Genomic DNA, 15,578 nt, shown 5'->3' with positions numbered 1-15,578 from the left:
GCGGGCAGCGGGTGGTCGACCGGCTCGCCGCGGCGGCGCAGCCGGGGGGCGCGGTCGGCGCGCACGGCGACCACGGCCTCCCCGGTGGCCGGGGCGGGGTCGAGGCTGCGGGACAGCGCGCGGACGTCGACGTCGGCCGGCACCTCGAAGGCGTCCGGACCGGCGACCACCTCGGGCTGGTCGAGGATCCGCGACATCTTGAACATCCGCGGCGCGTCGCGGTCGACGTCGTGGCCGACCACGTACCAGCGGCCGCGGGAGGAGGTGACGCCCCATGGCTGCAGGGTGCGGCGGCTGGTCTCCCCCGACGGGCGGCGGTACTCGAAGCGGACCACCGACCGGTTGAGCACGGCCTGCCACAGCGGCTCGAAGGCGCCCTCGCGGGCCACCACGGTGGGGCTCATGGTGGTGATCCGCGCGGTGTCGGTCTCCACCCCGGCCGCCCGCAGCTTGGCCCAGGCGCTCTGCGCCGAGGAGGCCATCCGCGCCTGCTGCCAGCTCTGCGCGGCGAGCGCGACCACCGCCGCCTCGTCGGCGTCCAGCTCGATCGGCGGCAGCTCGAAGTCGGTGCGCCGGATCCGGTAGCCGACCTCGTCGTCGAAGAGCGGGGAGTTGCTGCCGGTCTCGATCGGGACGCCGAGGGCGCGCAGCTCGTCCTTGTCCCGCTCGAAGGTGCGTTCGAAGGCGCTGTCGGAGAGCCCTCGGTAGCCTTCGACCACCTCGCGGATCTGCTCCCGGGTGACGAAGCGCCGGCTGGCCAGGAGGCAGATCGTCAGATTGAGGATGCGCTCTGACTTCCGCGGGGCCATGCGCGGGACAGTACCAGCCGGGACGGCGGCCCCCCGGGGTCGCGGAAGGGGTTCATGACGACGTCGGTGACGGGCGCCGGGGCGGGCCGTTTCGCCCCCTCGCCGAGCTCGGACCTGCACCTGGGGAACCTGCGCACGGCGCTGCTCGCCTGGCTGTTCGCCCGCTCCACCGGGCGGGCCTTCGCCTGGCGGGTGGAGGACCTCGACGTCGCCCGCAGCGCCACCGGAGCGGTGGCCGAGCGGCAGCTGGCCGACGCCGTCGCGCTCGGGCTGGACGTCGACGGGCCCGTGCTGCGCCAGTCCGAGCGCCAGCACCACTACGCCGCCGCGGTGGCGCAGCTGGGCGAGGACGTCTACGAGTGCTTCTGCACCCGGCGCGAGATCGCCGAGGCGTCCTCGGCACCGCACGACGGGTTCCGGCCCTACCCCGGCACCTGCCGCGACCTCACCGAGGAGCAGCGGGCCGAGCGGGGCCGGCGGCGTCCGGCGGCACTGCGGGTGCGCACCGACATCGACGCCTTCGAGGTGGACGACCTGCTGGCCGGCCGGGTCGGAGGGCTGGTGGACGACTTCGTGCTGCGCCGCGGCGACGGGGCCTGGGCCTACAACCTGGCCGTGGTGGTCGACGACGCCGCCACCGGGGTGGACCAGGTGGTCCGCGGGGACGACCTGCTGACGTCCGCACCCCGGCAGGCCTGGCTGGCGCAGCGGCTGGGGTACCGGCCGCCGACCTACGCCCACGTGCCGCTGGCGGTGAACCCGGACGGGCGGCGGCTGGCCAAGCGGGACGGGGCGGTGACCCTGGCGGCGCTGGCCGCCCGGGGCGTCCCGGCGTCGGAGGTGGTGCAGCGGATCGCGGTGTCGCTGCGGCTGGCCCGGCCGGGCGAGCCGGTCGAGGTGGGCGTCCTGCTCGACCGGTTCGACCCGGCGGCGCTGCCCCGGGAACCCTGGGTCGTCGAGGGCTGACGCCGCACGCCGTCGGGGCCGATCTTCCCAACGCCGACCGCGGCGGGTAGAAAGGGTGGCACCGCGTTGAAACGGTGCAACGACGCACGGAGGACACCCCCATGACCCGACGCAGGACCCTGCCCACGCCCTTGGCCGCCGCCGTCGCGGTCGTCCTGACGGCCGGCACGCTGGGAGCCGGCACGCTGGTCGGCGCCCCGGTGGCCGATGCCACCCCGGCCGACCCCGGCCGCGCGCCGGCGGTCCAGCTCGAGCAGCTGGACCGCGGGCTGGTCGCCCTGCGCACCGACGCGGGCGTCCACCTCAGCTGGCGGCTGCTCGGCACCGAGGTCACCGGTGCCACGCCCGACGGGATGACCGGCGCCGACTTCGCGGTCTACCGCGGCCGGGAACGGGTCGCCACGGTGACCGGCTCCACCAACCTGCTCGACCCCGACGGCCGCGAGGGTTCGGTGTACCGGGTGGCCCCGGTCGTCGACGGCGTGGAGGGCGAGCGCTCGGCGCCGGTGCGTCCGCTCGACCAGGGTTACGGCGAGATCCCGCTGCAGCGCCCGGCCGACGGCGTGACCCCGGCCGGGGAGCGCTACAGCTACGCCGCCGGTGACATGAGCGTGGCCGACCTCGACGGCGACTCCACCTACGAGTACGTCGTCAAGTGGGACCCCTCGAACGCCAAGGACGTCTCCCAGAAGGGCTACACCGGCAACGTCTACCTCGACGGCTACGAGGCCGACGGCCGCCTGCTGTGGCGGATCGACCTCGGGGTCAACATCCGCGCCGGCGCCCACTACACCCAGTTCCCCGTCTACGACTTCGACGGCGACGGCCGCGCCGAGCTGATGGTGAAGACCGCTCCCGGGACCACGGTGCGGCGCCTCGACAGCCGCGGCCGGGTGGTCGCCGAGCGCGCGGTACCGATCCCGGCCGAGGACCGGGCGGCCGGCGTCCGTCCCGACGACGACCACCGCTGGAGCGCCGAGCAGTACGCCGAGCACCTGCAGGACGTCCTGCAGGGCTGGTCGGAGCGGGAGGAGGTCGTCTCCGGGCAGTGGCCGGCCACCCTGGAGGAGGCCTGGGGCATCGAGCCCCGTTGGGACTACCCGCTGTCGGAGGCCGACGCCCGCGAGGCCACCGACTACTTCATCGACGTCTGGGCGCCGGCCCGGAGCAGCCGCAACGACCTGCGCACGTTCGAGGGTTTCGTGCTCACCGGCCCGGAGTACCTGACGGTCTTCGACGGCCGCACCGGCAACCCGTTGCAGACGGTGGACTACGAGCCGGGCCGCGGGGACGACGGCCTGCTGTGGGGCGACTACGCGATGAGCCGGATCGAGCCCGGCAACCGGGTCGACCGCTTCCTGGCCGGGGTGGCCTACCTGGACGGCCACCGCCCGTCGGCGGTCTTCGCCCGCGGGTACTACACCCGCGCCACGGTCGCCGCCTACGACTGGGACGGCGAGACGCTGTCGCGACGCTGGTTCGCCGACAGCGGTCACGTGCCGATGACCAACCCCTTCTCCGACAGCCCCCACAGCCGCGACGGCTCCCACCCCGAGCTCGGCCGCCTCACCACGCAGGGCTTCCACTCGATGTCCGCCGCCGACGTCGACGGCGACGGCCGGCAGGAGGTGGTCTACGGCTCGGCCACCCTCGACGACGACGGCTCGCTGCTGTACTCCTCCACCGACACCCTGCCGTCCGGCAGCGCCGATCCCGGGGCGGAGGCCCGGCTGGGGCACGGCGACGCCATGCACGTCACCGACCTCGACCCGGCCCGTCCGGGCCTGGAGATCTGGACCGTGCACGAGGGCGGGGCGTCGGCGCCCTACGGGGCGGCGATGCGGGACGCCGCCACCGGCGAGGTCCTGTTCGGGGCCTACTCCGGACGCGACACCGGCCGCGGCATGGTCGGTGACGTGCGCGCGGACATCCCCGGCACCGAGGTGTGGGCGGGCATGCCGGCCGGCACCTCCGCGAGCGGCCTGCTGTCGGCGGACGGCGACGTGCTCGGCACCGCCATCCCGGGCACCAACCAGAGCGTGCGCTGGGCCGGTGACGGCACCACCCAGCTGGTCAACGGGTCCCGCGACCAGACCCCGACCATCGACGACTGGACCCGCGGCACGCTGCGCACGCTGACCGGCACCCGGACGAACAACGACACCAAGGGCAACCCGGCACTGGTGGCCGACGTCTGGGGTGACTGGCGGGAGGAGGTGCTGGTGCGCACGGCCGACTCCTCGGCCATCCAGGTGCACACCAGCACCGAGGTCAGCACGCTCAAGCTGGCCACGCTGATGCACGACCCCCAGTACCGGGTCGAGGTGGCCCGGCAGAACACCGCCTACAACCAGCCGTCGCACCCGGGTTTCCACCTGTCCGCGGGCACGGACTGGACCACCGTGCCCCTGCCGCCCAACGCCGCCGGCGCCGGCCGTGGGGCCAGGTGAGCGGGACGACCTGAGTCGCCAGCGGGCGCGGCGGTAGGTCCTGTTGTGCCCGACCGGGGGGTGGTTCGCCCTTCGACAGGCTCAGGGCGCTGTGGTCGGGCCGGGTGCGCTGGTGGCCGGGGCTCCGCCCCCCTTCGACAGGCTCAGGACGACGCTTCGAAGGCTCAGGGCGTTGGGGCCGCGGGTGGGTCAGCCGCCGGTGCCGGGGACGGTGGGCGGGGCCTCGGTCCAGAGCAGGTCGACGACGTAGACCATGGTCTGGCCGGGCTCGACCGCCGGGTCCTCGTTGCCGGTGTCGCCGTAGGCCAGGGCGGGCGGCACGACCAGGAGCACCCGGCTGCCGACCTTCTTGCCGACCAGGCCCTGCTTCCAACCCTCGATCAGCTCGTTGAGCGCGTCGCTCTTCGGGGCGTCGGGGTAGCTGTCGATGGTGACCTCACCGGTCTCCCACGGCACGCCGCGGACGTCGACGGTGATGGTGTCGTTCTCCCCCACCTCGGGCCCGGTGCCCTCGATGAGCAGCTGGCTCACCAGCTCGGTCGGCGGCGTGCCCTCGGGCACCGCGATCTGCGGGTCGTCGACGGCACCGCTGACGGTCGGCAGGTCCGCGGGCGGCTCGACCTCCTCACCCGCCGGCGAGGCCAGCGTGCCGGCGAGGATGTCGACGGTGAAGAGCAGCGTGTCGCCGACCTCGATGCCGGCCTGCGGGTTGCCGCCGGAGGCGTCGTAGCCGTCGGCGCCCGGCATCGCGATGAGCACGCGGCTGCCGATCTTCTGGCCCTCCAGGCCCTTCTGGAACCCGGGCACGACCCGGGACAGAGCGAAGCTCACGGGCTCGCCGCTTCCGTAGGAGGAGTCGAACACCTCACCGGTGCGGGCGTTGACGCCCTGGTAGTTCAGCTGGGCGCTGCCGGTGGCCTGCAGCGGCTGGCCGTCGCCCTCGACCAGCACCCGGGTGCGGGTCTCGTCCACCGCCCACGGGGTCTCCACGGTGACCTCCGGCGCGTCGCCGAAGTCGCCGCCGACCTCGACCTCGCCGAGGTCGGAGGAGGGCTCGACCGGCTCGGTGGTCGGCGTCGGCGTCGCGCTCGGGCTGGGGGACGCGCTCGCGCTCGGGTCGGCCGGTGGGTTCGCCTCCGGGGTGGCGCTGGACTCCGGGGTGGGAGCGGCCTCGGGCTCACCGCTGCAGGCGGTCAGCGCCAGCAGCGGGGCGACAGCGAGGACGGCGAGGGCGGAGGTCAGCCGGCGGCGGACGGACCGGCCGGGTGCACCTGCCGGCGGCCGGCTCACCCGTGCGGTCGTCGTGGAGGTGGTCTCGGGCACCGGGGCAACATACCCGACCCGGGCGAACCCGTCCTCCCGACGGACGCTCACAGCCCAGCTGCGCGGCGTCCCATCTGCTCGATCAGCCGGTCCACCCGCTCGTCGGTGGCGGCGAAGGGGTCGCGGCACAGGATGGTGCGCTGGGACTGGTCGTTGAGCTTCAGGTGCACCCAGTCCACCGTGTACTCCAGGTCGTGCTCGCGGGCCGCGCTGACGAAGCGGCCGCGCAGCCGGGCGCGGGTGGTGGGCGGCGGCTCGGTGGTGGCGAGCTCGACCTCCTCCGGCGTGGTCAGCCGGGCGGCCGCCCCGCGGGCCTCGAGCAGCCGGAACAGCCCGCGTCCGGGCTCCACGTCGTGGTAGGCGAGGTCGAGCTGGGCCAGCCGGGGGTCGTCCAGCGCGAGGCCGTGCCGGTCGGCGTAGCGCTGCAGCAGGCGTCGCTTCACCACCCAGTCGATCTCGGTCGCGATGTCGTCCAGCCGGTCGCCCTCGACGGCCTCCAGGGCGCGGCGCCACAGGTCGAGCACCTGCTTCAGCTCCGGCCCGGGGTCCATCTCGGCGGCGACGTGGTCGGCGGCGGCCTGCCAGAAGGTCTGCTGCAGCTCCAGGGCGGTGATGGTGCGGCCGTTGGCCAGCGTCACCGGGGTGCGTCCGGTGGGGTCGCGGCTGATGTCGCGGAGGGCCCGGATCGGGTTCTCGCAGGCCAGGTCGCGCAGCGCCACCCCGTCCTCGACCAGCCGCAGCACCAGCTCGACGGTGCCGACCTTGAGCTGGGTGGTGGTCTCGCTCATGGTGGAGTCGCCGACGATGACGTGCAGCCGGCGGAACCGCTCGGGGTCGGCGTGCGGCTCGTCGCGGGTGTTGATGATCGGACGGCTGCGGGTGGTGGCTGAGGACACCGACTCCCAGATGTGCTCGGCCCGCTGGCTGAGCGCGTAGGCCGCCCGCGGCCCGTCCTTGACGATCCGGCCGGCACCGCACACCAGCTGCCGCGAGACCAGGAACGGCACCAGCAGGTCGGTGTAGCGGTGGAAGTCGCCCTCGCGGCTGATCAGGTAGTTCTCGTGGCAGCCGTAGGAGTTGCCGTGGGAGTCGGCGTTGTTCTTGAACAGGTAGATGTCGGCGTCGACCTCCTCCTCGGCCAGCCGGCGGCGGGCGTCGGCGGCCAGCCGGCTGACGATCAGCTCACCGGCCCGGTCGTGGACCACCAGCTGGTGCAGCGAGTCGCACTCGGCGGTGGCGTACTCGGGGTGGGAGCCGACGTCGAGGTAGACCCGCGCGCCGTTGGAGAGGAACACGTTGCTGGAGCGTCCCCAGCTGACCACGGTGCGGAACAGGTAGCGAGCCACCTCGTCGGGGTTGACCCGGCGTCCGCCGTGGCTGGTGGAGGAGACCCCGAACTCGGTCTCCAGCCCGTAGATCCGTCGCGTCAGCACGCGCCCTGTCCCATCCGCGTCAGCACGCGCCCTGTCCCATCCGCGTCAGCACGCGCCCTGTCCCATCCGCGTCAGCACGCGGCCGGCCCGATCGCGCTCGGCACGCGGTCACAGCCCCACGAGGTCGAGCAGCGCGCCGAGCTCCTCGCGGGTCAGCTCGCGGTGCTCCCCCACCGGCAGCCGGCCGAGCCGGACCGGGCCGATCGCGGTCCGCGACAGCTGGTTGACCGGGTGGCCGACGGTGTCCATCATCCGCCGCACGATCCGGTTGCGGCCCTCGTGCAGGCTGACCTGGACCAGGCTGCGGTCGGCGGTGGTGTCGACCAGGCGCACCCGGTCCGGACGCACCCGCCCGTCCTCCAGGGTGACGCCCTTCTGCAGCCGGTTGATCGTCTTCTGGTCCACCACCCCGGCGACCTCGGCCAGGTAGGTCTTGGGCACCTCGTAGGAGGGGTGGGCCAGCCGGTGGGCGAACTCGCCGTGGTTGGTCAGCAGGATCAGCCCCTCGGTGTCGGTGTCGAGACGTCCGACGTGGAACAGCCGCTCCCGGCGCCGGCCGAGGTAGTCGGTCAGGGTGGGGCGGTCCTCGGGGTCGTCCATGGTGGAGACCACCCCGCGGGGCTTGTTGAGCACCAGGTACACGTGGTGGCGGGCGGTGGGGATCCGCGAGCCGTCGACGCGCACCACGTCCTTCTCCGGGTCGACCCGCAGCCCCTGCTCGAGCACCAGCGACCCGTTCACCTCGACCCGCCCCTCGGCGATCATCTGCTCGCTGGCGCGGCGCGAGGCGATGCCGGCCTGGGCCAGCACCTTCTGCAGCCGCACGCCCTGGCCGTCCTCCTGGTCCGGTTCGCTCACGGCCGGCCTCCTTCCTCGGTGCCACCCGCGGGTGCGGGTGGGTCTCCGCGCCGCGGCGCGCCCATCTCATCGTCCAACGTCTCGTCGGCTGCCGGTTCGTCGGGCAGCTGGTCGACGTCGGTCGTCGTCCCGGCCGGCGGCACCGCGGCGAGCTGGCCCAGCTCGGCCTCCAGCGTGCTGGCGTCGGGCAGGTGCGGGGCCAGGTCGGGCAGCTGGTCCAGCGACTCCAGCCCGATCCGCTCGCAGAAGGTGTCGGTGGTCCGGAAGACGACGGCGCCGGTGACGGGGTCCTGCCCCGCCTCCTCGATCATCTCCCGCGCGACCAGCGTGCGCACCACCCCGTCCACGTTGACACCCCGGACGGCCGAGATCCGGGCCCGCGAGATCGGCTGCAGGTAGGCCACCACCGCCAGCGTCTCCAGCGCCGCCTGCGACAGCCGCGACTGCTGGCCCTCCAGCACCGCCCGGCTGATCACCTCGGCATGCTCCTCGCGGGTCCAGTAGCGCCAGCCGCCGGCGAGGTGGCGCAGCTCGAACCCGCGTCCGGTGCGGTCGTAGAAGTCGCGCAGCTCCCGGCAGGTCTGCTCGACGGCCTCGACCGGGGCCTGCAGCGCCTGGGCCAGGGTGAGGCTGCTCATCGGCTCGTCGGCCATCAGCAGCAGCGCCTCGACCGGTCCGGACAGCTCGCCGACCAGGTCGGGGTGGACGGTCTGGCCCTCCGCCGCGGGGTGCTCAGACATCGCCGCCTCCCGCGGGTGCGTCGGCCGCGACGGCGGGCTCGTCGAACTCCGCCGAGATCTCCAGCTCACCGGTGTCCGCGCCGACCCAGCGGATGGTGAGCTCGCCCAGCGGGTCGGCCTGCTCGAAGGCGACGGCGCGCTCCCGGTACAGCTCGAGCAGCGCCAGGAACCGGGCCACCGTGGTCACCGTGTCGGCGTCGCTGGTCAGCGCGGCGAAGCTCAGCGCCCGCCCGCGGCGCAGCCGCTGCACGATCAGCGTCGCCTGCTCCCGCACGCTCACCTGCGGGGCGTGCAGGTGGGCCAGCGACAGCTCCTGGGTGGGTCGGGGCGTCAGCGCGCGGGCGGCGAGCGCGGCGAACCCGTCGAGGTCGATGGTGAAGGTCACCTCGGGCAGCAGCCGGGCGAAGCGGTCCTCCAGCCCGCCCGGGCGGGGATGGCGCCGGCCCTGCTGGTCCAGGGTCTGCTCCAGCCAGGCGGCCACCCGCTTGAAGGCGCGGTACTGCAGCAGCCGTGCGAAGAGCAGGTCGCGGGCCTCCAGCAGGGCGAGGTCCTCGGGGTCGTCGACCTCGCCGGCCGGCAGCAGCCGGGCCGCCTTGAGGTCGAGCAGGGTCGCCGCCACCAGCACGAACTGGCTGGTCTGCTCGAGGTCCCAGACGTCGCCGGCGGCCTTGATGTGGGCGATGAACTCGTCGGTCACCCGCGACAACGCCACCTCGGTGACGTCCATCCGGTGCTTGGCGATCAGCTGCAGCAGCAGGTCGAAGGGTCCCTCGAAGTTGTCCAGCCGGACGCTGAACCCGCGCGGCGGCGTCTCGGTGGTGCTCACGCGCCGGTGCTCATCCCTCGGCGCGACCGGCGGCGTTCTCGTCGAGCCGGCGCACCAGCTCCGAACCGGCGCCGTGCTCGGCCAGGTCGGCCAGTGCGGCGGCCACCGCGGCCCGCACGATCCGTCCCCGGTCGACCGCGAGCCGGTGCTCGGCCCGCAGCTGCAGACGCGCCTGCTCCAGCGCGAGCAGCTCGTCGCTGCTGACGTAGACCGTGATCTTCTCCTCGTGGCGGACCCGCCCCGAGACCCGCGGACCGGACGCCTCCGGTCCGTCCGGTCCGGCCGTTCGGGGACGGCGCACCGGCTCGGCCCGCTCGGCCGGGCGCGGCACCTCCGGCACGCCCTGGGTGGGGCGGAACAGCTCCGACGCGCCGGGCAGGTTCACACGGCGGGGCACTTGGCCAGCACCTCCCGGGCCAGCAGGCGGTAGGACTCGGCCCCGGGTGAGGAGGAGGCGTAGGTGGTGATCGGCTCACCGGCCACCGTGGTCTCGGGGAACTTGATGGTGCGCCGGATCACGGTGTGGAACACCTGGTCGCCGAAGGCCTGCACCACCCGCTCCAGCACCTCCCGGCTGTGCAGGGTGCGGGCGTCGTACATGGTGCCGAGGATGCCCAGCAGCTCCAGGTCGGGGTTGAGCCGGTCCTGGACCTTGGCGATGGTGTCGGTGAGCAGGGCCACCCCGCGCAGGGCGAAGAACTCGCACTCCAGCGGCACGATGACCTTGTCCGCGGCGGTCAGCGCGTTGACCGTCAGCAGCCCGAGCGAGGGCGCGCAGTCGATGAGGATGACGTGGTAGCGGTCGCGGACCCGGGCGAGCACCCGGGACAGGGTCTGCTCCCGCGCCACCTCCGAGACCAGCTGCACCTCCGCCGCCGACAGGTCGATGTTGCTGGGCAGCAGGTCCAGCCCCGGCACGTTGGTGGCGGTGACGACGTCGTCGACGTCGACGTCGCGCGCCATCAGCAGGTTGTAGACGCTGCTCTCCAGGGTGTGCGGGTTGACGCCGAGCCCCACCGAGAGCGAGCCCTGCGGGTCGAAGTCGACCATCAGCACCCGCCGCCCGGTCTCGGCCAGCGCCGCGCCCAGGTTGATCGTGGTGGTGGTCTTGCCCACCCCGCCCTTCTGGTTGCACATCGCGATCACGGTGGCCCGCAGCGGACCCTCCCGCGGGGCGGAGGGTTCGGGCAGCTGCGGCCAGGGACGTCCGGTGGGACCGAGAGCGACCTCGGCGGCACCATCCCCGACCGGGGGGAAGAGCGCGGTGGTGCCCGGCGCCAGCCGGGCGTCCGCCGGTCCACCACCGGTTGCTGTCTGGTCCACGTGGTTCCTTCCGCTCGCCACCACAGTGGGGTCGAGGGTAGCGCGCCTGGCCAGGGGCCGCAGCCGCGCGCAGACGTCCCGGCGTCCGGCTCAGCGGGAGCGCGGGTGGGCGCTGAGGTAGACCTCGCGGAGGTGGTCTACGGTGACCAGCGTGTACACCTGGGTGGTCGTCACCGAGGCGTGCCCGAGCAGCTCCTGCACCACCCGGACGTCCGCGCCGCCGTCGAGCAGGTGGGTGGCGAAGGAGTGCCGCAGGGTGTGCGGGGACACCTCCGCGTCCAGCCCGGCCCGGGCGGCCGCGCCGCGCAGCACCGCCCACGCGCTCTGCCGGGACAGCCGGCGGCCGCGGGCGTTGAGCAGCAGGGCGGGGTCGCCTCCGGCCAGGGTCGGACGCCCGCGGACCAGCCAGTCCGAGACCGCGCGCCGGGCGTAGGAGCCGAGCGGGACCACCCGCTCCTTGTCCCCCTTGCCGATCAGCCGCAGCCCCTGGTGGGGGTTGGCGTCGGCGTCGACCAGCCGGCTGACGTCGTCGACGTCGAGGGCGGTGATCTCGCTGATCCGGGCGCCGGTGCCGTACAGCAGCTCCAGCAGCGCGGCGTCCCGCAGCCCGACGGGGGTGCTGCGGTCGGGGGCGTCCAGCAGCGCCTGCACCTGGTCCAGCGGCAGTGCCTTGGGCAGCCGGCGGCCCTGGCCGGGCGGGTGCACGGCGGCGGCCGGGTTGTCGGGGGTGAGCCGCTCCTCCACCCCGAAGCGGTGCAGGCTGCGCACCGCGACCACGGCGCGGGCGACGCTGGCGCGGGCCAGCGGTGGCCGGGTGCCCCCCTGCTCGTCGACGCCGCCGGTCTGCAGCGCGTGCGCGAACCCGGTGACGGCCTCGGCGTCGACGTCCTCGGGACGGGTCAGGCCGCGACGGGTGAGGTGGTGCAGGTAGCGCTCGAGATCGCGCCGGTAGCCCTGCACGGTGTGGGTGGACATCCCCCGCTCCACGGCGAGGTGGTCGAGGAAGCCCTGGACGAAGCGCCGCAGCTCGGCGGGGACCTCGGGCTCCCCGTCCGCCGGGGGCGGTTCGGGGGCGGGGCCGCCGGTGGGGGCGGACCCGGGATCGGTCACGGGCGCTGGTGCCGGGCCGGCCAGGGCGCGTCGGCCGGACGCAGGCGGTCGTACCCGTCGCGGCGGGCGACCTCGGTGGCGAGCACCCCGGCGACCAGCAGCGGGTTCTGCAGCCGCCCGGCCAGCACCGCGGCGACCAGCTCGGCGAGCGGGGCGAGGACGACGTCCATGTGCGCCTCCTCCCCTTCCACCACGAACCCGTCGGGGCGGGGCACGGGACGCAGCCCGCGGGCCAGGTAGATCCGCACCGACTCCTCGGTGCTGCCCGGGCTGACGAACTGGTCGACCAGCACCCGCCAGTCCTCGGCGGCCAGCAGCGCCTCCTCGGCGAGCTCGCGCCGGGCGCCGACCAGCCACTCCTCCTCGGCCACGTCGAGCAGCCCGGCCGGCGGCTCGAGCAGCCGGTGCCGGGCCGGGTGACGGTACTGGCGCACCAGCACCACGCGGTCCTGCTCGTCCAGCGCGATCACCCCGACCGCGCCGGGGTGGCGCAGGTACTGGCGGGTGATGGTGCTGCCGTCGGGGGTGCGGACCTCGTCCTCGACCAGGGTGACCACCCGGCCGTCGGCCAGCACGTCGCTGCGCAGCACCGGCCAGCCCACGGCCTGGTCGGCCAGCTCCGCGGCGCCGAGCACCGGGAGCTCGAGCGGGCCGCTCACCGGTCGACCGGGAGGCGGGTGCCGCGCCGGCGGGCCACGGCGGCCTTGACCAGACCGGCGAACAGCGGGTGGGCGCTGGTCGGGCGCGACTTGAGCTCGGGGTGGGCCTGGGTGGCGACGAAGAACGGGTGGGTCTCGGCCGGCAGCTCGATGAACTCGACCAGGGTGGCGTCGGGCGAGGTGCCGCTGATCCGCAGCCCCGCCTCCTCCAGCTTGTCGCGGTAGGCGTTGTTGACCTCGTAGCGGTGGCGGTGCCGCTCCTGCACCTGGGTGCTGCCGTAGAGCCGGGCCACCATGCTGCCGGGGGTGAGCGCAGCCGGGTAGGAGCCCAGCCGCATCGACCCGCCGAGGTCGCCCTCGCCGCCGACGATGGCGACCTGCTCGGCCATGGTGGCGATCACCGGGTGCTCGGCGTCGGGCTCGAACTCCGAGGACGCCGCCCCGTCCAGCCCGGCGAGGTGGCGGGCCACCTCGATGACCATCACCTGCAGCCCCAGGCACAGCCCGAGGATCGGGATCTCGTTGGTGCGGGCGTAGCGGACGGCGCCGATCTTGCCCTCCACCCCGCGGATGCCGAACCCGCCGGGGATGCAGATGCCGTCGACGTCGCCGAGGGCCTCCTCCGCACCCTCCGGGGTGGCGCAGCTGTCGGAGGCGACCCAGCGGATGTGCACCTTCGCCCGGTTGGCGAACCCGCCGGCGCGCAGCGCCTCGACCACCGACAGGTAGGCGTCGGGCAGGTCGATGTACTTGCCGACCAGGGCGATGGTGACGTCCTCGGCGGGGTTCTCCACCCGGTCGAGCAGGTCGTTCCAGCGGGTCCAGTCGACGTCGCGGAAGGACAGGTCGAGCCGGCGCACCAGGTAGGCGTCCAGGCCCTCGGCGTGCAGCACCCGCGGGATGGCGTAGATGCTCGGGGCGTCGATGGCGACCGCCACCGCCTCCTCGTCGACGTCGCAGGCCAGCGCGATCTTGCGCTTGACGTTGTCGGGCACCGCGCGGTCGCAGCGGCAGACCAGCGCGTCGGGCTGGATGCCGACCTCGCGCAGGGCGGCCACCGAGTGCTGGGTGGGCTTGGTCTTCAGCTCCCCGCTGGGGCCGATGTAGGGGATCAGCGAGACGTGCAGGAAGAAGGCGTTCTGCCGGCCGATGTCGCGACGGACCTGCCGGGCGGCCTCGAGGAAGGGCAGCGACTCGATGTCGCCGACGGTGCCGCCGATCTCGTGGATCACCACGTCGATGTCGTCCCCGCCCATGGCGAGCATCGACTCCTTGATCTCGTTGGTGATGTGCGGGATGACCTGGACGGTGTCGCCGAGGTAGTCCCCGCGCCGCTCCTTGGCGATGACCGAGGAGTACACCTTGCCGGTGGTGATGTTGGCGTCGGCGTTGAGGTTGACGTCGAGGAAGCGCTCGTAGTGGCCGATGTCGAGATCGGTCTCGGCGCCGTCCTCGGTGACGAAGACCTCACCGTGCTGGAACGGGTTCATCGTCCCGGGGTCGACGTTGAGGTAGGGATCCAGCTTCTGCATGGTCACCCGCAGCCCGCGGGCGATCAGCAGGCTGCCGAGACTGGAGGCGGTGAGCCCCTTGCCCAGGGAGGAGACGACTCCCCCGGTGACGAAGACGTGCTTGGTGATCGTGTGGCCCACGGACCTCCACCCTATGCCTTGCGGGCGGTCCGGGGCGACTCCGCCACGGTGCTGGCGGCCGTCGACCCCGTTCTGGCGTGCCCGGCCAGCTCGAGCAGCTCCCGGGCGTGGGCGAGCGCGGTGTCGCTGCCGTCCAGGCCGGCCATCATCCGGGCCAGCTCGGTCTCCCGCTCCACCGCCTCGACCCGCCGGACGCCGGAGGTGGTGACCTGGCCGTCGTCGGACTTGGCCACCACGAAGTGCCGGTCGGCGAAGGCGGCCACCTGGGCCAGGTGGGTGACGACGACCACCTGGGTGTGGCGGGCCAGCGCGGCCAGCCGGCGTCCGATCTCGACGGCCACCCGCCCGCCGACACCGGCGTCCACCTCGTCGAAGACCATGGTCTGGCGCTCGGTGCCGTCCGCCGTACCGGGCGCGTCGTCACGGGGCTCGGCCAGCGACACCTCCAGCGCGAGCCGGACCCGGGACAGCTCGCCGCCGGAGGCCACCCGGCCGAGCGGTCCGGGCTCGCTGCCGGGATTGGCCGAGAACAGCAGCTGGACGCTCTCCAGCCCGTGCGGGCCCGGCTCCTCCAACGGGGTCAGCTCGAACTGCAGCCGGGCGTGCGGCATCGCCAGCGCGGTCAGCTCGGTGACGCAGGCCTCGGCCAACCGGTCCGCGGCCCGCCGGCGCAGGTCGGTCAGGCGTGCGCCCAGCTCGCCGAGCCGCTCGGTGCAGGCCGCCACCTCGGCCTCGAGCTCGCCGATCCGGGTGTCGCCGGACTCCAGGGTGGCCAGCCGCTCGGCGGCCTCGGAGGCCCAGGTGAGCACCTGGTCGACGTCGTCGCCGTACTTGCGGGTGAGCGCGGTGAGGGCGGCGGTGCGCTCCATCACCGCCTCCAGCCGGGCCGGGTCGGCCTCGAGCCGGTCGAGGTGGGCCGAGACGTCGCCGGCGAGGTCGACCAGCAGGGTCTCCACCTCGGTGGCCCGCTCGAGCAGCGGCGTGGTCTCGGGGTCGGTGCCGGCCAGCTCGCCGAGGGCCTTGCGGGCCAGCTGGGTGAGCGCGATCGCGTCGGCGGCCTCGTAGGAGTCCTCGTCGCCGGCCAGCGCCACCAGCGCCTGCTGGGTGGAGGCGCGCAGCTCGTCCACCGCCTGCAGCCGGGCCGCCTCGGCGGCCAGCCGGGCGTCCTCACCGGGCGAGGGGTCGACCTTCTCGATCTCGGCCAGCCCGAACTGCAGCAGATCGATCTCGCGGGCGCGCGCCTGGGTGTCGGCGCGCAGCCGCTCCAGCTCGGCCCGGGCTGCGCGGCGACGCTCGAAGCAGCCGCGGTAGTCGGTGAGCACCTGGCGCAGCGCCGGGTCGGCGGCCTGGTCGAGCAGCTCGCGCTGGCGTTCGGGGCGGGACAGCCGCACCTGCTCGGCCTGGCCGTGGATGGCGATCAGCTCCGAGG

The 15,578-nt window shown here is 74.2% G+C and carries 14 protein-coding genes; 2 read left to right on the top strand and 12 right to left on the bottom strand.

Annotation, left to right across the window (positions count from 1 at the left end; all coding sequences use genetic code 11):
* The coding region (locus tag DVA66_RS07400) for a helix-turn-helix transcriptional regulator (RefSeq protein ID WP_114559493.1) at positions 1–809 on the bottom strand (809 nt) is incomplete at its 3' end.
* 54 nt (positions 810–863) lie between these two features.
* Here DVA66_RS07400 and gluQRS point away from each other — a divergent pair.
* Together gluQRS and DVA66_RS07390 are read left to right on the top strand one after the other, a co-directional pair.
* The gene (gene gluQRS / locus DVA66_RS07395; RefSeq protein WP_198671563.1) at positions 864–1,775 is read left to right on the top strand and encodes a tRNA glutamyl-Q(34) synthetase GluQRS; all 912 of its coding nucleotides are present in this window, start codon (positions 864–866) and stop codon (positions 1,773–1,775) included.
* A gap of 101 nt (positions 1,776–1,876) precedes the next feature.
* Positions 1,877–4,225 (top strand): rhamnogalacturonan lyase, encoded by a 2,349-nt coding sequence (locus DVA66_RS07390; protein WP_114559491.1) that lies wholly within the window; start codon positions 1,877–1,879, stop codon positions 4,223–4,225.
* Between the two features lie 189 nt (positions 4,226–4,414).
* On the opposite strand, the gene DVA66_RS07385 is transcribed toward DVA66_RS07390, so the two are convergent.
* The 11 genes from DVA66_RS07385 to DVA66_RS07335 all read right to left on the bottom strand — a co-directional run.
* Complete coding sequence (locus DVA66_RS07385; RefSeq protein ID WP_232821822.1) at positions 4,415–5,548, bottom strand: FKBP-type peptidyl-prolyl cis-trans isomerase; 1,134 nt, start codon at positions 5,546–5,548, stop codon at positions 4,415–4,417.
* 47 nt (positions 5,549–5,595) lie between these two features.
* Complete coding sequence (pafA, locus tag DVA66_RS07380; RefSeq protein WP_232821821.1) at positions 5,596–6,981, bottom strand: Pup--protein ligase; 1,386 nt, start codon at positions 6,979–6,981, stop codon at positions 5,596–5,598.
* 108 nt (positions 6,982–7,089) lie between these two features.
* Positions 7,090–7,839, bottom strand: a complete 750-nt coding sequence (locus DVA66_RS07375; RefSeq protein WP_232821820.1) for a pseudouridine synthase — start codon at positions 7,837–7,839, stop codon at positions 7,090–7,092.
* A complete protein-coding gene (scpB, locus tag DVA66_RS07370) occupies positions 7,836–8,579 on the bottom strand; it encodes an SMC-Scp complex subunit ScpB (RefSeq protein WP_114559490.1) in 744 nt (247 codons plus the stop codon). Before scpB ends, DVA66_RS07375 begins: the two co-directional genes overlap by 4 nt.
* Positions 8,572–9,405, bottom strand: a complete 834-nt coding sequence (locus tag DVA66_RS07365; protein WP_232821819.1) for a segregation and condensation protein A — start codon at positions 9,403–9,405, stop codon at positions 8,572–8,574. Before DVA66_RS07365 ends, scpB begins: the two co-directional genes overlap by 8 nt.
* Positions 9,406–9,415: 10 nt before the next feature.
* Positions 9,416–9,802, bottom strand: a complete 387-nt coding sequence (locus DVA66_RS07360) for a hypothetical protein (RefSeq protein WP_114559489.1) — start codon at positions 9,800–9,802, stop codon at positions 9,416–9,418.
* On the bottom strand, positions 9,787–10,686 hold the full coding sequence (locus DVA66_RS07355) for a ParA family protein (RefSeq protein ID WP_114559495.1): 900 nt from the start codon (positions 10,684–10,686) through the stop codon (positions 9,787–9,789). The genes DVA66_RS07360 and DVA66_RS07355 overlap by 16 nt, the downstream gene beginning before the upstream one ends.
* A gap of 132 nt (positions 10,687–10,818) precedes the next feature.
* Positions 10,819–11,754, bottom strand: a complete 936-nt coding sequence (locus DVA66_RS07350) for a site-specific tyrosine recombinase XerD (protein WP_198671564.1) — start codon at positions 11,752–11,754, stop codon at positions 10,819–10,821.
* Between the two features lie 80 nt (positions 11,755–11,834).
* A complete protein-coding gene (locus DVA66_RS07345; RefSeq protein WP_232821823.1) occupies positions 11,835–12,455 on the bottom strand; it encodes an NUDIX domain-containing protein in 621 nt (206 codons plus the stop codon).
* A gap of 38 nt (positions 12,456–12,493) precedes the next feature.
* Positions 12,494–14,149: a CTP synthase gene (locus DVA66_RS07340; protein ID WP_114559487.1), complete on the bottom strand. Its 1,656-nt coding sequence runs from the start codon at positions 14,147–14,149 to the stop codon at positions 12,494–12,496.
* 11 nt (positions 14,150–14,160) lie between these two features.
* Positions 14,161–15,578: DNA repair protein RecN (locus DVA66_RS07335; protein ID WP_114559486.1), on the bottom strand; the 1,418-nt coding region annotated here is incomplete at its 5' end.

This window comes from Desertihabitans aurantiacus, assembly GCF_003344635.1.
Taxonomy (GTDB): Bacteria; Actinomycetota; Actinomycetes; order Propionibacteriales; family Propionibacteriaceae; genus Desertihabitans; species Desertihabitans aurantiacus.
This window is presented reverse-complemented; position numbering and strand designations above follow the sequence as displayed.